The organism is Sulfitobacter sp. OXR-159, assembly GCF_034377145.1.
GTDB lineage: Bacteria > Pseudomonadota > Alphaproteobacteria > Rhodobacterales > Rhodobacteraceae > Sulfitobacter.
The window spans coordinates 42,260-61,139 of the sequence record NZ_CP139710.1 but is presented as its reverse complement, the minus strand read 5'-3'; the positions used below and the strand labels follow the sequence as shown (position 1 = coordinate 61,139).

Below are 18,880 nucleotides of genomic sequence, written 5' to 3'. Positions count from 1 at the left end.
GCAAAAACGCGCGAGCGATGGCAATGCGTTGTTTCTGGCCACCTGAAAGCTGAGAGCCCTTAGCCCACATTTCCCAAGTAAGGCGCTGATTTCGCTGTCCTGACCATTATATTTCCTATATAAAACATGGTGTTGAAGGCTGCGAGGGGCGCGTTTCATGGATCACCCAGAGGGTGCGGGCTTGCAACGGGCAGATCGGGTGGATTTCGACCCTCGCGTGCGGCTGGAATTTCGCGGCACGCAGCTCAGTTCCGACGGCGGCCTTCTGGTGATGCGCGAGCTTGATGACGCGCTCGGGTTGTCCGATTTGGCGTCAGCGGCGCTGCGCGATACTCGCTCTGGCAAGAACACGGTCCATCGGCTCGACGGCCTGTTCCGGCAATCAGTCTTTGGGCGGCTGGCCGGATACGAGGATGTCAACGACGCCAACCGTCTCGCCTGCGATCCGGTCATGCGCCAAGTTGTCGGCGGCAGAGCGGTCGATGCACAAGCGGCCTCGGCATCGCAGATGGGACGGTTCGAGACCGAGACGCTGGCTCTGGCCGGGAACCGTGCCGCGCTGGCCGACCTGAACGGGCAATGGATCGACCGGTTCCATGACCGTAACGGGCTGAAGTACATCGTTCTGGACATGGACAGCTCGGTCAGCCCGACCCATGGCGACCAGGAAGGGTCCGCCTGGAATGGCCATTTCGACTGTAGCTGCTATCACCCCAACTTTCTGTTCAACCAGTTCGGGATGCTGGAACGCTGCGCCCTGCGCCATGGCAACGTCCACAGCGCCGATGGCTGGCGTGATGTTCTCGACCCCGTCATTGCGCGCTACGCGGAGCGCGACCTTGGTGGCAGGTTCTTCCGGGCCGATGCTGCCTACGCGATCCCGGCGATCTATGAGCGATTGGAAGAAGCGCGGTTCTTCTACGCCATCCGGCTGCCCGCAAACGCGGTCCTCAAGGACAAGATCGCGCATCGGCTAACGCGCCCTGTCGGGCGGCCGTCACTGACCAAGGTCAAGCGGTTCTTCGAGGAATTCGAGTATCAGGCGGCGTCCTGGGACAAGGAACGCCGGGTGATCGCCAAGATCGAATGGCATCCGGGCGAACTGTTCCCGCGTGTCGGCTTCATCGTCACCAACCTGCCGATGGAGCCGGACTGGGTGGTGCGGTTCTACAACCAGCGCGGCACCGCCGAGCAGCACATCAAAGAGGGCAAATACGCCTTTCGCTGGACGCGGCTGTCGTGCCGGAAGTTCCGCGACAATGAGGTGCGGCTGCAACTGCACGCCCTGGCGTACAACCTGGCCACCTTCTTGCGCTGCATCGAGCTGCCCGAAGCCATGGCCGACTGGTCGTTGACCAGCCTGCAACTGAAGCTGATCAAGATCGGGGCACGTGTGGTCCGTCACGCCCGCACCATCACCTTCCAGCTGGCCGAGGTCGCTGTCACCGGCACGATGGTACGCGCCATCCTCGCCGCTATCCGCCGATTGCGAGCGCCACCGCTATGCGCATGATCGCGATCCACGCTCAAACTGAACGAAAGCGGCTGGACAGATCTGTCCGCTGCGCTGAAAAACGCCGCCCCTGGGCAAGGAAACAGCGGCTTCGCGGTCTGATCCGTCCAGATCCAGCAGTCTGCGCGACCGCAGGTGCCGCTTGCGGCAGAAAATCCTTGTCTAGCGATCGGATACAGGCGATCTTCACCTCAAACGACACGCCACCTGGGGAATGCAGGCTTAGGCCCTAAGGGGGCATCACCCCGGTCGCGCATGAGTTGATCGATGCCCACAAGTTCTGCAGCGCGCCAGATCTCATCCTCCGGGGCGTCGGGGCGCACGTACTTAATGTTTTCGTAGATCGAACTGTTAAAGATAACGATGTCTTGGGCGACGACAGAAAACGACTGCCGCAGCTTGTCGATGCGCAAATCTTTGACCGCAGTGCCGCCAATGGTCACCACACCGTCACTTACATCGTATAGACGGGCAATCAGGCTTAGAACCGATGTTTTGCCTGAGCCTGTCGCTCCGACAATAGCTGTCACCTTCCCGCCTTCGAACGTCATGTTCACATTGCGGAACAACGGGTGCTTTTCGGAATACTGGAACGTTACATCGTCAAGGACGATGTCTCCTGTGGGATCAAAGACTTCTTTAGCCTCGGGCGCATTGGTGATTGTCGGCAGCTCGCGGTAGAGCGAGCGCAGGCTGTCTAGAATAATCAAGCTGGCTTGCATGCTAACGAAGAACGCGGTGAGGCGGCGCGCTGGATCAAAGATCAGCGCCATGCCGATCATAAAGCCAATGATGCCGGCGCCATCCATCTCAAAGGAGGGGCTCAAGGCCATGTATCCGCCTACGCCGATGATTAAGACGTAGATGATGGCCGCGAGAATATCGACTGTGGGGCTCATCATCGCCTGTAGCTTCTGAAGGCGGATGGTGAGATCTTTGATCTCACCAGTGGCTTTGTTGAGCCGTGCTTTCTCTACCGGCTCTTGGTTCGATATTTTGACCGTGCGCATGCCATTGGTCATCTCTTCGATGCCCGACATGTAGTTGCCCATGGCATTTTCCGCGGTGGCTTGTGTGCCTTTAATGCCCTGAGAAATGCGCCGAACCACAATTGTGATGGTGGGCATCACAATGATGACCAGTGCAAAAAGAGCCGGGTTCTTCCAGATCAGGTACCCTGAGACGGCAATGATCGTGACCGTATCCCGGACGGCGTTGACTGTGGTCTGGCCGATAAAGCCTGAGAGGTCCTGGGCCTGATTGACGAGTTTCAAAATGATGTCGCCCGACTTCGTCCGCTCAAAAAACGCCAAGTCTAATGTCATCAGGTGATCAATGAGATCTCGGCGCATTTTGAACACCGCATCACTGGCCAACCATGCAGAAAGCCGGGGCACCCAGTATGACATTACGGCGCGTATGGAGAAGATCGCCAGTACCATACCGCACACTTTGATTAGGCCTGAAACACGACCGTCATCGAAGATCACCCGCAGACCACTCTCCGTCAACGAGATGAACTGTTGATAGGCAAACCCTTGAATAAGGATCATCACCATAACGAGCACTAACCAGGGGGCGCGCTGCTTTAGGTACTTCGTCCAGAACCAAGAGATGTTGTCTTTGTCTTGATCATTAAAAAGCGGCACACGCTCTTTGCGTTTACGCAAAGCAGCTTTAGTCGTATCTGCCGGGGCAGAAGCGGTATGATCTTCTTCTGACATGATGGACCTTATGCGCCTGTATTAGGCGGGGATACCGTAGCAATCACATCTGCCGCGACGTCTTTCCAAGTGCGCAAGGAAGCGTGATTTTGCTGTATCTTTGCCTTTAGCGCGGCATGGGCGACGGGATCGCTGTGCATTTTGTCGATCAAAGCAGCCAAAGCGGTGTGGTCTGAAGGGTCAAAATATTCCGCGAGTTCTCCTCCCACTTCTCGCAACGCAGGAACATCTGCGGCAAGCCCCGGTGTTCCCAACCACAGCGCCTCGCCAAGCGGCAAGCCAAAGCCTTCCATATGGCTGGGGATCACCAAGGCAAGCGCTTTGCTGTAAAGCATTCTCAAGCTGGCTTGGTTCGGGTCGAGTATGATCTGAACCTTGTCTTTGATTGGTGCAAGCTCGGGGCTGTCTAGGTATGTGACAGTTCGCTTTCTATGAGCGCCAGCTAAAACGAAGGTGGGGACAGGACGACCAGTGTTATGCAAGTGTAACATGGCCTGTAAAACGCACTCGAGATTCTTGCGGCCGGTCATCACACCAACCCCCAAAATGTAGGGGGTTTGGGGCGGGCTGACTTCCACGTCTTCGTTTGTCTCGCGCAGTTCATGCGGCAAAAGCACAGGCTCTAAGGGCGGTAGGGCAGGTAGGTGCCCTGAGGCGGCAAAGTGCTCAAGCTCGGATTTGGTGAAAACGGAGTTGGTCATCACCTTTTCAGCGTGACGGATGACAATCCCATTGTCGTGAGCGAAGTTGCGCGCAAACATGCTTTGCCGAGGATGTGCGAACTCATGCAAAGGTATCATGTCGTGAACGAGAGGGAAAAACCGTGGACGTATATTCTGCCGATCCATCGCCACCAGATAATCGGCCATCATTTTAGGCCGTCCTAACGAGACCAGGATTTGATCTGACAAATCGACCTCACGCAGGCTTCCAGGGGGAACCGCACGGTTCCATTTCTTAAGGCAAATGCGCTTTACGATGGTGCGAAACAGTGGATAAAGCGCATCTCGTACCGGATGAGGCTGGGGGAAACTATAACGCAAACGTAATGGCTTAGCCTCATGGGAGATGTCAGGGTCACAAGCTCCTGTTGGAGATTGGGCACCGATACGTGGGGTGACCTCAAAGAAGCGATCATGGGCTGGCGAGAATATGACAAAGCGCACATCCGCTGACGAGCAAGCGAGCTCATAGCCCACTTCCATGACCGTGCGCGCGATTCCGTAGTACCGAAATTTTATGCCAGAAGAGAGAAACTGTTCTGAAAGGTCATAGTATATGGGGCTCATACGTCCTCTTAACATCGTGACTGGGGTTGAGGAACATGGAAATGTTCGTCAATGAGCATGGATAACGCGCAGCTTTAGCCTTTTTGGGCTTGCGGGACAGGGCCGAAGAAGAGCTTGAACATGTACTATTTCGACGTGACTGATATTCTTCTCTACATAGAGAAGGAAACCACTGTCTCAGGCATTCAAAGGGTTTCTTTTGAAGTGATACGCCGCATGGTGGCACGTTTGGGTGCGGATAATGTCCGGCTGAGCTACTGGGACCGCCGGCGTCGCGCGTATGTTTCCGTAGAATCCAGCTTTATCAGTGGGATGGAAGAGTTCTCCGCAGATGACTTGGGGGAGGTCTTCTTTGGCAAGAGAGCGCGTCGACAAAGTGATGCTGCTCCGACCTTGGTCCGGTATCGCAACAAACCTGTGAAATACTGGCTGCACTATATGGTGCGCGCCTATCATGCGGCCCGTGGTCATGAGCGATACTTCGCTCGAAAAGGGTCGAGCCTTGAAGCATGGAATGCGTTCAAAGAGCGCTCAATCCCTGTGCAGGCCAAAGCAAATCAGGAAATCGAACCATTCAATCTGAGCCAGACGGTCAAGGCGGGCGATCAACTCGTCATTTTGGGCGCGATTTGGGATATAGATGGGCTAGAGCAGGCTCTTCAAGGTTTGAAAGATGACCACGGTATAGCCATCCACCAACTGGTCCACGACCTGATCCCCCTGATCGCCAAGGAACATATCGCTGCGGATTTTTCAGGCGCATTCTTTCACTGGCTCAAAGCATCTATGGGGTATTGCGACCGGTTTATTGCAAACTCTCAGAACACCGCACAGGATCTTCAGCGCTTTATGGATGAGGTCGGGCGCCAGCGGCCCATTGACGTTGTCCCCTTGGCCCAAAAGTTTAGTGTGGTGCACTCCAACCGGGTAAGCGATCCTGCAAAGCCTATTCAATCTCGGCTGAGCAGCTTGGACGGGGTGCGGCACTCCGTGTTGAACCTAACCAAGATGCCATATGTGCTGGTCGTTGGCACTATGGAATCCCGTAAGAACCTTTGGTCCCTTGCGCAAGCTTGGCAGCGTTTGGCTCAGACCCCTGAACTCAATGTTCCGCGCCTCATCTTTGCGGGCAAGCGAGGATGGTACAACGATGACTTCGAAGCGCTAATGGAGGCAACTGGTAACTTAGGAGGCTGGGTTCAGTTCGCCGAAGGCCCCAGTGATACAGAACTCGGCTTCCTGTATGAAAACTGTCTTTTTACAGCGACTGTGAGCTTCTACGAGGGGTGGGGCTTGCCGATCGGCGAAAGCTTATCATTTGGTAAAACAGCGGTTGTGGCCCAAAATTCGTCGATGCCTGAGGTGGGAGGCGATATGGTCGCCTACTGTGATGCGCATTCCATTAGCAGCATTTATGATGCCTGTTATAAGTTGATCGCAGATCCCAACTATCGTCGTGAGTTGGAGCAAAAGATCAGCGCCACGTCTCTTAGGACATGGGATGATGTCGCTCAGGATGTCGAGGCAGTTCTAAACAAAGGCCCCAGTTGAGATTCCCGCGTGACTGTCACGCTGCGATCTATAGAAGCCTATCGTAGCAGGGTCGCTATACATACTGAAAATCGGGCGCGCCGATCGGCATGCTCACCAACTTCGGTATCGATCGCAGCATTTTTGTTTACTGACGCATGTATCGAAAACCCTGATCGTCCGGCCCTTGGCCTCACCTTCAGGGATGCGTTCGGAGAGCTGTGACGGACTTTAGGCGAGACGCGCATTATGCCTTCTTCTCAAACCCGCGACCCGAAGGCTATCCGCGCAAAAGGAATGATGCCGTGTAATGCCCCTGCTCTGGCGCAGTGCGCACAGAGGTTTCTCGCATGGCAAAAGCACCTCTAATGTGTGAATCGGCATGCGAAATTGACCCACTTGGGTGGGTTATGAGCGTGCAAAATTGACCCACCTGCCACGTTAGCATCCGCGCTGGATAGCGCGGAGGAATGAGCAGGTGATATTGATGGAAAGTGTATCGAAGATCCGTCGTTGGATATTGGTTGAGGGTCGCAGCATCCGATCTGTGGCGCGGGCAACCGGTTTGTCGCGGAACACGGTGAAGAAGTATCTGAAGGACGACAGTCCACCGAGCTATCAGCGGCAAGCGCCACCGACCCGGCATAAGCTGTGCGATGGATTTGATGCGCGGCTCCAAGAGCTTTTCGAGCAGGATCACAAGCGCCCGCGCCGGGAGCGGCGGACGGCCACGAAGCTTTACGAACAGCTCGTCTCGGAAGGGTATACTGGGTCCTATTCTCCGGTTCAGCGATTTATCCGAGACCTCAAACGTGCCGATGCTGGATCGGGAGAGGCGTTTATCCCCCTGCATTTTGCTGCCGGTGATGCGCTCCAGTTTGACTGGAGCGAAGAGCGCGTTGTTCTCGGTGGTGTCGAGCAGAAGGTAAAGGTTGCCCACTTCCGCCTGTGCCATAGTCGCAAACCTTTTGTCGTAGCCTATCCCGGCGAGAGCCAAGAAATGGTGTTGGATGCCTTTGTACGGGCGCTGTCCTTCTACGGCGGGGTTCCGCGACGGGTGATCATCGACAATCCCAAAACGATGGTGACCTATGTCTCCCGCTCGAAGGACCGAGTGTTCCATCCCCGGTTCCTGGCATTGATGAACCACTATGTAATGGAGCCGGTTGCCTGCACCCCCGCGTCGGGTTGGGAGAAAGGTCAGGTGGAGAACCAGGTCCATTTTTTACGAGGCCGATTGTTTGTTCCCATGCCAGCTTTTGATGATCTGGATGGGCTGAACAACTGGTTGCGTCTGCGCTGCGAGGAATTGGCAAGCCGCGCCCACCCTGAACAATCGTCCCGCACGATTGCGGAGGTTTTTGAAGATGAGCGCGCCGAGCTGCGCCCCCTGGGGCGGGCTTTTGATGGCTACGTGGAAAAGACGGTGCGGGTCCGTTCCACCTGCCTGGTTCAATATGCCAGCAATCGCTATAGCGTGCCTTCCCGGTTTGCAGGCCAGCATGTCTCCTTGCGCGCCTATGCGAGCCGGATCGTGCTGGTGTCAGGCCAGGACGTTATTGCCGAGCACAAGCGTCGCTTCACCCGCAACGTCAGCTACTTTGAACCTTGGCATTATGTTCCTCTACTGGATCGCAAGCCCGGCGCTCTGCGCGACGGCGCCCCTTTTGTGGACTGGCAACTGCCTGAGGCCATGCATCGGATCAGGGAGCATTACATGGCTGGCAAAGGCGGGGACCGGGAGTTCGTCGATCTGCTTCTACTGGCCCAGGACCACGGGATCGAGGTGGTGGAGACGGCCTGCGAACTGGCAGTTGAACAAAACACGTTGCGCCTTCCTGCCATCACCAATCTGATCAACCAGTTGGTGGAGCCAATCATCACGCCGTTGAATGAGGGCAATGTCTATCCGCAGCTGACCGTGCGGCCCGAGGCCGACTGCAAGCGCTATGAGGCGCTCTGCTCGGCCGAGGAGGCTGCCGCATGAACGCTCTCATCGACCAACTGACCGCCTTGAGGCTGCATGGAATGGCAGCTTGCGCCCATGATTTGCTGTCCGCGCGCAAGCCACCAAGTCTGACCACAGCGATAAAGCAACTGATCGACGCGGAAACTGTAGAGCGGCGGGTGCGTTCCATCCAGTATCAAATGCGCATCGCGAAGTTCCCCCATCATAAGGACTTCGCCACCTTCGATTACGGCGCGGCCGCGGTGAGTAAGGCCCAGATCGAACCCTTCTGCTCGGGTCAGTTCACCGAAGAGGCGCACAACCTCATCTTGGTCGGCGGAACCGGGACAGGCAAAACGCACATCGCCATCGCGCTTGGAACCACATTGATCAACAACGGCAAGAAGGTCCGCTTCTTCAACGCGGTCGATCTGATCAATGCCCTGATCAAGGAACAGGCCGACGGCAATGCCGGGAAGATCATCCGGCAGCTGTCGGCTCTGAATTGCGTCATCATCGACGAGTTGGGCTACATTCCGTTCCCGAAATCCGGCGGCGCGTTGCTGTTCCACCTGATCAGCAAGCTCTACGAGAAAACCAGCGTCATCATCACCACCAACTTGGAGTTCGGGGAATGGGTCGCTGTCTTCGGTGATGCCAAGATGACAACTGCGCTCTTGGATCGCGTCACGCACCACTGTGCCATCATCGAAACGGGCAACACGTCATATCGCTTCGCTCAGAGCAAAAGTCGCAGAGAAAAATAGCCGCGTCGCAAGCAAAGCCCCCAGACGGACTCGCTATATGAGGGCGGTCCGCCTGGGGGCTTTGGCACCCAATAGGCGGGTCAAAATCAAACGCTGAAACCGGGTCACTTTTAAACGCTCATTGACAGCCCTTCTTCGTAAACCAACACCCTTTGCATCCACCCGAAAACCTTTGGGGAGGTGGGTGAGCCCGTGCTAAGTCCAGAGCGCCATAACATCTTGGCCTTTGCTTCAAGACTGATATGGTGGCGCAAAGGATTTACTTGATGTCTGATGTTATTCGTTTTCCACGGCTTGCTCGGTCGAGCGCTTTAACGGCTTCTGGGCTGACTGAGACAGATGACGCCTGCAGCCGCCTCGACATGGCAGAGCTTTATGGTCCGATGGATGCAGGGGATGGCGTTGATGACGGCCCTCAGACTTTTGAAGCAAACGTCTCCTTCCTTCAGCAATCCCATAGCCTTTGCACGCAACCAGTAGGTTGGACCAATCAAGAACTGGCGGATCTTTACCGGACGCAAAGAATACTCGCCCTCGCAGGCGTCACGACCCAAGTAGATCATGGCGTCACAGATGAAGGAGACCCTTGGTTTGTCTTTATGGACAGCCAAAACGAGGTTCTGGTGCATTTTAGCCGTTTTGACGGATGCTATTTGGTAACCAGCCAAATGCAGGAAACCCCTATTAAGGGAGACAGCCTGCACGATCTGGTGGCAGAGTTCTCGCGACGCGTGCAGCCAGTGGCACAGGCCGGGCAGAATGTTGTGTCGCTCACAAAACGCAACCGGGATGTCGTATTCATACATCCCGCGGCGGCGCTCGCGGCTCTGGTGTGGTCTGTATATCTGATGTCGGATGAACTGATCGCGGCAACTCCCGCCACTACGGCAAACATGCCAAAAGAAATGGGGGGTTCATCTCATGAAGATGCAGCTGGCAAAGAACCAGTAGGACATGATGGCGACCAGGAGGTGTTGTCGAGCGCTGTTCAGAAAGCGTCTGCGCCGCAAGATATCGTGAAGGCTACGTCCAGTTCATCGTCTAGCCGCGAAGGCTTGGCCTTAGGGCTTTCAGGGCATGGTGCGAAAGCCGCTGGGGTAAGCTTAAGCTTGGTGGCCCTGGCCGTTGGCTTGCCTTTACCGGCTGGAAGCATTCTGGATATTACGACCGATGACAGCTTTACTCAAAAGCTAAGCTTAGAAAGCCTTTCCGCCGCACTTGAGCACGTTAAGTCGAAAGAAGCCGCCCTTCTAATGGCATCTGAAACGATAAAGCTCCAGCAGCGTGACCTTGGTTTAGCCGAAGTGGAGAGCGAAGAAACTGCACCGGAAGCGCCAAATATTGATCCCGAAGCCGAAGTCGCGCTCGTAACCAAAGGTCCTTCGAGCACCCGCATAAAAGAGACTGAAGAGCTCTCTTACGCTGAGCCCGCACAGCCGGTGGCCATGATGTCTAAACGACCGCCGAGCGATCAAGATGAAAAAGCTGCGGAAGCTCCCAATGAGCAGCCGGTTCAAACTCCAAGCGCGATATCTTCCGATAGCAACGTGGAAGAGGTTAGCTTTCTACAGAGCTTTGACGCGGCCTTTGAGAGCTTTGAGATCACAAGCCTCGACAAGATTGATCACAGTGAGCTCGTCCAATTGCTGAACACGGAGGAGACAAAGTCGCCGTCTACCCCGGTAGGCTTGGCTGAAAAACTGCCTGGCTATGAAAGCTTCGACCTGGAAGCGCGCGAGTTTTTGGATTTCTTGTTCCATACCTACAGCAACATTAAAGTCGTCAACTTGAACACAGAAATCATCTTCATCCATATGGACGCGTTCGAAGGGGGCAGTAATGCTCCGGAAATCTACGCGAAAAGCTGGTCGTACGATGATGGTGGCGTTGTATCTACTATTGGATTGAAGAGCGACATGGCGCAGTTTGATCTGATCGCTTAAGAGCTTTTCGAGAGCGGGGGCGGCAGGCTGCTTCACCGCTCCAACTGAAGCACGTCATGCGAAGTATAGCGCGATCAAGAAGCCTCCAAAATAAAGCAGACCTTCTGGGTTACAGCGAGCTTAACTAGGCGGGTGGAGAGGTGATATGAATAAGGTACTGGTAACCGGCGGGGCAGGCTATATTGGCTCGCACGCTTGCAAAGCGCTGAAGTCGGCTGGGTTCATCCCAGTGACATTCGATAACCTCATCACCGGATGGCGCGATGCAGTAAAGTTTGGCCCCTTCGAGGAGGGTGATCTGCTAGATCGCACACGGCTAGATGAGGTTTTTGCGGAACATCAACCCGTCGCGGTTATGCATTTTGCGGCTCTCAGCCAAGTGGGTGAGAGCATGACAAAGCCGGGTCTCTACTGGCGCAATAACGTCAACGGATCCCTTACGCTGATTGAGGCAGCGGTTGCGGCCGGCTGCAAACGGTTTGTCTTTTCATCTACCTGTGCGACCTATGGGGATCAGGACAACGTCATTCTGGATGAAAATAGCGCACAGTATCCGATTAACGCTTATGGCGCCTCAAAACGCGCGATTGAGGACATTCTGCGTGATTTTGAAGCCGCCCACGGGCTGCAGCATGTTATCTTCCGCTATTTTAACGTAGCCGGGGCAGATCCCGAAGGCGAAGTGGGCGAGTTTCACCAGCCGGAGACGCATTTGATTCCGCTCATGCTTGATGCGATCTCTGGGAACAGGGCTGCGCTGACGGTCTTCGGAGATGACTATGACACGCCCGATGGCACCTGCATTCGTGACTATGTGCATGTCTGCGATCTAGTTGATGCCCATGTTCTGGGCTTGAAGTGGCTTCAACAGGATAGGGGCAGCCGAGTATTTAACCTCGGCACTGGTAGCGGCTTCTCAGTGCGCGAAGTGCTCGATCATAGCCGTGCCGTAACCAATCAAACGGTGCCTCATAAAATCGGTGCGCGACGCCCAGGAGATTGCACCAAGCTCGTGTCAGGCTCTTCTCGAGCGATCAATGAGCTTGGCTGGACACCTAAGCGTTCCACCTTGAACAACATGATTGCTGATGCTTGGAGATGGCACCAAACTGGCCACTACGAACAATAGCCCCAAAGACACTAAAATTGCATCCTTAAGCCCAGCCTAGGGCAATTTATCGCCGCATTCGTGGTCAACAATGGTGCCTATAGAGCAGCATTGGAGCAAAATATGACACAGCCTGCAAAGTCAGACTTCCTGCACATGATCGGATATAGCCTCATCACTGCAGTCTTCGTTTTCGTGGCGCTACTTTAAGAGGGGTTAAAGAGCGCCGCGCGCCGGCCGGCATGGCCAGCGCATTCAACTCGGGATAAGGTAGAAAGCCACAAATACGCGCCTTCAGCGCCTGTATTAGGTGCCCCACCCGACGTATCTATCATCTCTGTGAGTGGAGCAGTTGCTGTAAGACAGCTGCCCCACCCAGGTCTTTCTAAACAAAGACGCCGTCGGTGTAAGTCGCGCCCACCAGTTGTGCAAACTCTTCAGATTGCATCATGTAAGCAAGAGCTTCGTCGACTGAATCGGAAATACCGTTCGCATCGAGATACTCTTTCCAGAAGTTCAGCCCAGCGTCATCTGCTTCGCGGTCAAACAGATTTTGGTAGATAGACCGCACCAAAGCTTCAGCATCATTTAATGCCTCTGCATACTGCTGAGAAAAAGCTTCAGTTTGCGTAAAGGCGTTTGTCAGGGCAAACGTATCGATGGTTCCCCCTTCGTAGAGATCAAGCCAGAAGTCGAAACCTTCCGCATCCGGCTGAGCATTCCCAAGCAAGGCTTCGTAAGCGGCTTTAACCAACCCAGCACCATCTTGAACATCCAAGAACAGCGTGCCGTCGGTAAACTCTAGCCGATCGAGGCCGACGAGTTTTTGCGGCTCGCCCCCGGGTAGGGTGACCGTGACCCCATCCTCCTCGATAGAGATCGTCGTCCCACTGAACGGCAACTGGAAGGTTTGAATGTCGTTTCCGTTTTGGTCCTGCGTCACGTCAGGGCCGCCAGGAGTTACCGATCCAAACCCTTCGACGTCGCTGAGAAGCATAGAATCTGGCAAGCCTTCAATGGCGCTGCGCAACTCTTCAATCCCTGCGGATACAAGGATGGGATTTGCTTCAATGGCGGACAAGGATGCGTCCAGTTCAGGAGTAATCGGAACGCCCAGGCTGGTTATGATGTCGCGCAACTGTGAGGCGAGCCCCTCAGCATCATTCAAAAGCGGGTTATTAGCGATCATCGCCAAGAAGGGGCGAACATCGCCGACCGTCAGTTCATCCATGCAAATTCTCCTAAAAAAGTAACAGCAAGCGACCGACAGCACAAAATTTGCCCGGAATCGCCGCTTAAAAAGGATAATAAGCTGAATCTTACATGGCTATAAAAATGTTAAAACTATGGCGCGCGGACATCTACCTGAAGTAGAAATCTCACGATAACTATCGGAACATTATAGGAATTTTTGAGCTTTAATTTTCTGCAGTACAATCACTGAAGCGCGCCCTATGCCCCGAAATGGATTAAATACCTTCTGGCGCTTCGGCCCCCGTCGCGGACGAGGGCCTTGTCGTTATATAGGTTCAAATGCGCATGGCGTCAGGCTCAACGCCTGCTGCGATCTGAGCGCGGTACCAGTTTGGTTGGCGCCCTTTACCTGTCCACGTCTGCGTTTTGTCCTCTGGGTTCGCAAAAGCGGGCTTTGAGGGCTTTTTGGGGGCCTTTTTTGCTTTCGTCTTCTTTTGGACTGTGCCGTCGGCTTCGGAGATTTCACCAAGAGAGAAGCCGAATTCCGCAGCGGCTTTGGCAGCGGCCTTCTTTGCCTCTCGTTGATCTCTCGCTTTCGCAGAGGCAAGCGCTTTACTTACACTGTTTAGAAGCTTCTCAAGCTCCTTTCGGGACATCGCTTTCAGTTCATCTTTAGAGATCATAGGGCTTCTTTCACCTGCAAATAGGATTGGCTTTCCTGTTTCATAGGCGCATCAAGCTATCTATTCAAGATAGCCTCGCAATTTTAAGCACTTAACCGCAACGCATCGCAAAATTGTGACTTTCAGGGCGCGCGCTTCACTTACCAAGCTGGAAGGGCAAAAGATCAATTTTTGAGCAAAGGAGCTTGGGATATATATTGACTTGAAAGCACAAAATCCTGACCATCATGCGATGTGATCCTTTATAGAAAGAGCTTCTTAGCATGTTTTTCCTGAAAACTTGGTTGGTTGGACTGCTTATCGCAGCTCTTCCAGTCGGCGCAGCAGCAGACCCTCTTCCCTATGGCGCGAAAACGCCAACCCCTCGCCAAATTATTGCAGCATACGTTGGAAAGACAGAAACTTGGGAAGCAGATTGCCAAGGTGGAATTTACTTTGGCGCAAACAGCCAAGCACGCGCGTGGTGTGCGCAGAGCAGCGATAGCTTAGGCGCAGGCGAGTGGACCGTAGATAGCTATGGGCGTATGTGTCACAATCTTACATGGTATTGGCCCAATAACGGTCGCGCAGGTAGCTCGCCGGGTGAGAAAAGTTGCATATTGCATGTCGTCGATCGTTTTGACCGGGTTTGGCGCAGCTACCCGGGGCAAACGGAATGGTGGCCTATCAAGGGTGATAAAGCCCTTACACGGGGCTATACTTATCAGCGCGAAGTGCTGGCTCTCAAAAAGAAACTCGGCATATAAACGTCGGAATATTTCCGTACATAGCCTTTAAGGAAAAAACGGCTACAGCCGAAACTGTAGCCGCTACTGGGATGACCGTGTGCTGTGGGGGACACGATCATCTTCCATTTTTTCTACGTACGGGAATATGTCAACGATTCGATCCACGCCAAACTTAGACGACATATATTAGGACAGAAGAGAACGAATCATAAGCCTACAGAAAGATTCATTTATTCTTTAGGTTCAACAGTTTGAACTTATTCGCACAAGGCATTCGAAAAGCGAAACAATGGCACACCCTTAAGTTGCAAATTAGGCGGAAAATGGGCAAACGCGTGACACACTCCTGCCGCTATCTATACTCGCTTTCTGTATAGATTTGTAACAATGCGAGCACTGCTTTTCTGCCAGCAACAGATCGCCAACCACATTTGAGCATCCTCACGGTACGTTGAAAGCGGCTACTTCTTTTTAACGCTCCCGGTCTCTTGGCTTTCAAATGGTTGGCGACGTTCGCGTGGGCATAATATTCGGGTGGCCTCACACTGCGCTTCTATACAGCAAGCTATAGATGCGAATACTCGATGTGGAACGCTAAGCGACAAGAGAATAAGGCAAAGGGGCGCATGAATGCGCACCGCGGGTACCATGAACCACGTGCAACTCGTGGTTTGTCTGATCGCGTCTTTTTTGACCCAAGTCGGCGGCGGAAAGCGCGTGTTATTTTTTCAGCTGGCACGCTTATCAGTGGCGTCATCGCTTGGCTTTTATTTTTTGCGATTACAGTAGGATTGGATGGAGGGCTTGAAGCAGCTCTACCAGAACCTATCAGCACCCTGAAAGGGCACACAGCCTCTGTCAGAAACAGCCTCTTGGTAGAAGGAGAGCATGGCTCTGATATGCCAGCGATCGACCTTTACGCTCAACAAGAGCTTCAAAAGTATCAGTGCTTGAACAGAACGGGGCAGGGCGCAGCGCCATCCCAAACATTAAAGGTATATGCGGTTGTATCTGCGGAACTTCCTTGGGCTACGCATTCATTCAGTGAGAGTTGCAATACCATCCATGTGGCTATGCCTACTTGGTTTCACTTCACTGAGTTAGACGGCGATGTCCAAGTCGGGGAAGTGAGCCTTGAGACCCGCCAGCCTTTGTTTAAGCAGCGCACCGAAGTTGGCACCTTTGACATCATGCCGATCCTGCAGTGGGATACGGCTGCGTTGGGGCCATTGCGGACCCCCACCGGCCCCGCGAAGGTATCCGCTGCACTGAGTGACTTTTTGGATCAGCCTTCACAAACGGCTAATGTGAAAGGCTACTGCATAGACGCAAGCTCGCTTGCTCTTATAGAGGGTCAAACCTTCAGTATTCTAAGCCGCCGACTTACAAGTCAGTTTAAAAGCAGGGGATTGGAAACATGCGTTAGGCTCCCAAGCAGTGCTGCCGCTAGCCTTTTAGTCATTGCCAACCGGTTCTTCGATACCGTTGTGATCAAAGGTTACCAAGAGCATTGGATCGGGTCCGCCCCGCAACCGCTTGCAGACAAGCGTTGGTTTAATGAGCGTATTAAAGCCTTTCAGGAGCATGTGGCGCCTAGCAAACTTGTGGTTGAGTTGGGAACCCACTCGTTGGATTGGGTTTCTGGTAGCCCGCGTCCGGAAGTGCTGCCCTTTGCAAAAGCCATGACGGCGCTTGCTCAACACGATGCTTTTGCCACGCTGGCTCCGGGCTCAGGGAACACTCGGGCAAGCTATCTAGATGCAAGAGGCCTACAGCATCAGCTATGGCTCCTTGATGCCATGACAGCTCAAAATCAGATACTTACCCTGAAAAGGTACGGGATACAGGCTCTGAGCTTAAGCGGTTTAGGCTATGAAGACCCCGGGATTTGGGCAGTCTTAGATCAGACCACCCGCGGCATGACCTTGCCTTCCGCAGCCTTAGAAAGCGTTCTTTTGTCAAATTATGTAGCCCTCACGGGCCGCGGGCCCTTTGTTGCACCTCGCTCCATGCCTCAGGTGGGCAAACGCACCATCAAAATTAGTCCAGAAACAGGCGAGGTTACCTCCGCGGTCTATGATGAGATGCCTCAGGCGGCAGCTGGAAAGCTTTACGGGGAAGGCGAGCCGAACAAGGTTGTTCTTACCTTTGACGATGGCCCCCACCCCCAACATACGCCGGCTGCACTAGATATTTTGCGCCAGACCCAGACACCCGCTTCTTTCTTCGTTTTAGGTAGCAACGCATTAGCTTCACCAGACCTGATAAGGCGCATTCTAGCGGAGGGGCACGAGCTGGGCTCTCATACTTACTCGCACCCCAATATGGCTGAGATCTCCGCCTCCCGTGCTAAGGTCGAAGCCAACTCCACACAGCTTTTGATAAACGGCATAACAGGCAAAAACATGCGCCTTTATCGTGAGCCTTACATGCGAAGCGGAGGGCCCATTACCTCCAAGGAGGTTGCCTCCTTGCTCCCTCTCGAGGAGGCTGGATATGTCATTGCAGGCATGAATATTGTCCCACAAGACTGAGTTGAGCAAACGTCCGATGCGCTTGCAGATGAGATCATTAAGCAAGTGGAGCTAAATGGGGGAGGCGTTGTGTTGCTTCATGACGGGGGAGGTGATCAGCACCAAACCGTCGCTGCTTTGCCACGTGTGATCTCTGAGCTGCGAGACAAAGGCTATACCTTCACAACCCTTGCAGACCTATTGGGCGTTTCCCCCGATACTCTTTTGCCAGACGGAGACCCGATGACCGCAACGCTCGGCAATGTCTCATTCTTTGCAATGGGAAGCAGCTGGACTGTTCTTCAAGTGGCGTTCTGGACTGTCTTCGCAGTTGGTGCCCTTCGCTCAGCAAGCTTGCTTCTTCTGGCGGGGCGCCGCCAACGTCATACCCCCACACCCTCAGGTCATGAGCCTTCAGTTACAATCGTGATCCCCGCTTACAACGAAGAGCAGGTCATCGAGCAATGCATCCAAAAAGCTTTGTTATCTGAGTACCCAGATTTTGATATTATCGTCGTCGACGATGGGTCAACAGATGATACCTATTTAAAAGCAGCAAGTTTCTCGTACCACCCCTTGGTGACCGTTCTAAAGCAGCCCAACCGCGGCAAAGCTGCAGCGCTTAACGCAGCCCTTGATGAAGCCCAAAGCGACATTTTGATCTGTATCGATGCAGATTCTCAAATAGCGCCCGATGCAGTCCGCTTGTTAGCCGCGCATTTTGAGAACCCAAACGTCGGGGCTGTGGCGGGCAAAGTTGTTGTTGGCAATCGGCGCAATCTGCTCACCCGGCTACAGGCCCTAGAGTACATTACATCCCAAGCCATAGAACGGCGGGCAAAAGAACACCTTAATGCGATAACCGTTGTTCCGGGCGCGATTGGCGCATGGCGGACGACAGCATTGATGGAAGCCGGTATCTTCTCGACAGAAACCCTTACGGAAGATGCAGATATAACAATGGCCGTCATCCGGTCAAAGTACAAAGTGCTCTATGAGGACCGCGCTATCGCAAAAACAGAAGTTCCCGCTTCGCTCAGAGGGCTTATGACACAGCGACTACGCTGGTCACTGGGCATGATGCAGGCTGGCTGGAAACATTTGGGCGCCACGATAGAAGGGCGGGCACTGGGGTTGGTCGCGCTTCCAGATCTCGCAGTTTTTGGCTACCTTATGCCTCTCCTTGCGCCTTTGGCGGACCTGTTCTTAGTGATCCTTATTGTAGAGTTTGTCGCGGACTTCGGAACGGCAGACGAACATGCGAAGGTCATAGCCAGCCCATTGCTTATTGCTTACCTGATGCTTCCAACACTGGAGGTGCTGAGCGCCATTAGGGCATTCCGCTTAGATCCTCTGGAGGATCGATGGCTCCTACTATTGCTTCCCCTTCAGCGCCTCTTTTATCGTCCGATCTTATATATATCCGTGATCCGGGCGCTATGGCGGGCGGCTACGGGCTCCTTGGCCAACTGGGGGCGCATGACCCGCGTAGGTTTCCAGTTTGACACGGCAAACAGAGCGTCATGAAGCGTCGAACTTTTCTCAAATGGGGGACCGCAGCCCCGTTGCTTCTTTCTGGAGCCACCACTGCAGAGAGCACTACGGTCACACCTCAAAATACCCTTGTGGTCCTTGATGGCTTAGACAGCAGAACATCCCCCCCGCGAACCGCCATCGTGTTAGATACTTTCGCCCGCAATGGCTTACCTATCACCTGCTTGCTTGACCCCAGCCAAAGTCAGTTGGGGCCAAACAGCGCGCTTTCTCGCACCTTGACACAACGCGCGGAAAAAACGCCGGGGCTGGTGCAGGTCGTGCCTTGGGTGAAACAGTTAGGCAGTATGACCCCTTATTTCCAAGCACGGGCCGCCTACGAAGCCCGCCGTGCCTTGGAGGCCATTTTATGGGGAAATGACGCTCCGCAATCCCTGCACATGGCT

General features: G+C 54.1%; 13 protein-coding genes and 1 pseudogene. 9 read left to right on the top strand and 5 right to left on the bottom strand.

The annotated features are described in order from the left end of the window. Positions 1–10 precede the first annotated feature (10 nt). A pseudogene (locus T8A63_RS20275) lies at positions 11–70 on the bottom strand (hypothetical protein); the annotation flags it as partial. An 87-nt stretch (positions 71–157) separates the two neighbouring features. Here T8A63_RS20275 and T8A63_RS20270 point away from each other — a divergent pair. Then, complete coding sequence (locus T8A63_RS20270) at positions 158–1,513, top strand: IS1380-like element IS1247 family transposase (protein WP_006473457.1); 1,356 nt, start codon at positions 158–160, stop codon at positions 1,511–1,513. Positions 1,514–1,704: 191 nt separating this feature from the next. Here the strand turns inward: T8A63_RS20270 and T8A63_RS20265 are convergent, their stop codons facing one another. Both T8A63_RS20265 and T8A63_RS20260 read right to left on the bottom strand, forming a co-directional pair. Next, positions 1,705–3,237 carry an ABC transporter ATP-binding protein gene (locus T8A63_RS20265; protein WP_322346567.1) on the bottom strand — a complete coding sequence of 511 codons (1,533 nt, stop codon included), beginning with the start codon at positions 3,235–3,237 and terminating at the stop codon, positions 1,705–1,707. 8 nt (positions 3,238–3,245) lie between these two features. Then, a complete protein-coding gene (locus tag T8A63_RS20260; RefSeq protein WP_322346565.1) occupies positions 3,246–4,526 on the bottom strand; it encodes a glycosyltransferase in 1,281 nt (426 codons plus the stop codon). Between the two features lie 120 nt (positions 4,527–4,646). On the opposite strand from T8A63_RS20260, the gene T8A63_RS20255 reads away from it, so the two are divergent. The 5 genes from T8A63_RS20255 (at position 4,647) to galE (ending at position 11,843) form a co-directional block, all read left to right on the top strand. Beyond that, positions 4,647–6,077 carry a glycosyltransferase family 4 protein gene (locus T8A63_RS20255; RefSeq protein WP_322346563.1) on the top strand — a complete coding sequence of 477 codons (1,431 nt, stop codon included), beginning with the start codon at positions 4,647–4,649 and terminating at the stop codon, positions 6,075–6,077. A 466-nt stretch (positions 6,078–6,543) separates the two neighbouring features. Further along, positions 6,544–8,043, top strand: coding sequence for an IS21 family transposase (gene istA, locus T8A63_RS20250; protein ID WP_306043556.1), 1,500 nt, complete (start codon positions 6,544–6,546; stop codon positions 8,041–8,043). Next, positions 8,040–8,771 (top strand): IS21-like element helper ATPase IstB, encoded by a 732-nt coding sequence (istB, locus tag T8A63_RS20245; protein ID WP_306043557.1) that lies wholly within the window; start codon positions 8,040–8,042, stop codon positions 8,769–8,771. The genes istA and istB overlap by 4 nt, the downstream gene beginning before the upstream one ends. 266 nt (positions 8,772–9,037) lie before the next feature. Next, on the top strand, positions 9,038–10,714 hold the full coding sequence (locus T8A63_RS20240; protein ID WP_322346559.1) for a hypothetical protein: 1,677 nt from the start codon (positions 9,038–9,040) through the stop codon (positions 10,712–10,714). A 145-nt stretch (positions 10,715–10,859) separates the two neighbouring features. Beyond that, positions 10,860–11,843, top strand: a complete 984-nt coding sequence (galE, locus tag T8A63_RS20235) for a UDP-glucose 4-epimerase GalE (protein WP_322346557.1) — start codon at positions 10,860–10,862, stop codon at positions 11,841–11,843. Positions 11,844–12,207: 364 nt separating this feature from the next. Here the strand turns inward: galE and T8A63_RS20230 are convergent, their stop codons facing one another. Continuing rightward, positions 12,208–13,053, bottom strand: a complete 846-nt coding sequence (locus T8A63_RS20230) for a DUF4214 domain-containing protein (protein WP_322346555.1) — start codon at positions 13,051–13,053, stop codon at positions 12,208–12,210. 298 nt (positions 13,054–13,351) lie between these two features. Then, positions 13,352–13,699 (bottom strand): H-NS family nucleoid-associated regulatory protein, encoded by a 348-nt coding sequence (locus T8A63_RS20225; protein ID WP_322346553.1) that lies wholly within the window; start codon positions 13,697–13,699, stop codon positions 13,352–13,354. Between the two features lie 263 nt (positions 13,700–13,962). On the opposite strand from T8A63_RS20225, the gene T8A63_RS20220 reads away from it, so the two are divergent. The 3 genes from T8A63_RS20220 to T8A63_RS20210 all read left to right on the top strand — a co-directional run bounded on the left by T8A63_RS20220 (position 13,963) and on the right by T8A63_RS20210 (position 18,467). After that, the gene (locus T8A63_RS20220; protein ID WP_322346551.1) at positions 13,963–14,445 is read left to right on the top strand and encodes a DUF995 domain-containing protein; all 483 of its coding nucleotides are present in this window, start codon (positions 13,963–13,965) and stop codon (positions 14,443–14,445) included. A 608-nt stretch (positions 14,446–15,053) separates the two neighbouring features. Next, positions 15,054–16,961 carry a polysaccharide deacetylase family protein gene (locus T8A63_RS20215; protein WP_322346550.1) on the top strand — a complete coding sequence of 636 codons (1,908 nt, stop codon included), beginning with the start codon at positions 15,054–15,056 and terminating at the stop codon, positions 16,959–16,961. Positions 16,962–17,183: 222 nt separating this feature from the next. After that, a complete protein-coding gene (locus tag T8A63_RS20210; RefSeq protein ID WP_322346548.1) occupies positions 17,184–18,467 on the top strand; it encodes a glycosyltransferase in 1,284 nt (427 codons plus the stop codon). The last annotated feature ends 413 nt before the right edge of the window (positions 18,468–18,880 follow it).

Coding starts and splice junctions, on each gene's coding strand:
- T8A63_RS20225 (WP_322346553.1), bottom strand. CDS start 13,699: ATGATCTCTAAAGATGAACTGAAAGCGATGTCCCGAAAGGAGCTTGAG.
- T8A63_RS20215 (WP_322346550.1), top strand. CDS start 15,054: ATGAATGCGCACCGCGGGTACCATGAACCACGTGCAACTCGTGGTTTG.
- galE (WP_322346557.1), top strand. CDS start 10,860: ATGAATAAGGTACTGGTAACCGGCGGGGCAGGCTATATTGGCTCGCAC.
- T8A63_RS20220 (WP_322346551.1), top strand. CDS start 13,963: ATGTTTTTCCTGAAAACTTGGTTGGTTGGACTGCTTATCGCAGCTCTT.
- T8A63_RS20210 (WP_322346548.1), top strand. CDS start 17,184: ATGACCGCAACGCTCGGCAATGTCTCATTCTTTGCAATGGGAAGCAGC.
- istA (WP_306043556.1), top strand. CDS start 6,544: ATGGAAAGTGTATCGAAGATCCGTCGTTGGATATTGGTTGAGGGTCGC.
- T8A63_RS20265 (WP_322346567.1), bottom strand. CDS start 3,237: ATGTCAGAAGAAGATCATACCGCTTCTGCCCCGGCAGATACGACTAAA.
- T8A63_RS20240 (WP_322346559.1), top strand. CDS start 9,038: ATGTCTGATGTTATTCGTTTTCCACGGCTTGCTCGGTCGAGCGCTTTA.
- T8A63_RS20270 (WP_006473457.1), top strand. CDS start 158: ATGGATCACCCAGAGGGTGCGGGCTTGCAACGGGCAGATCGGGTGGAT.
- istB (WP_306043557.1), top strand. CDS start 8,040: ATGAACGCTCTCATCGACCAACTGACCGCCTTGAGGCTGCATGGAATG.
- T8A63_RS20230 (WP_322346555.1), bottom strand. CDS start 13,053: ATGGATGAACTGACGGTCGGCGATGTTCGCCCCTTCTTGGCGATGATC.
- T8A63_RS20260 (WP_322346565.1), bottom strand. CDS start 4,526: ATGAGCCCCATATACTATGACCTTTCAGAACAGTTTCTCTCTTCTGGC.
- T8A63_RS20255 (WP_322346563.1), top strand. CDS start 4,647: ATGTACTATTTCGACGTGACTGATATTCTTCTCTACATAGAGAAGGAA.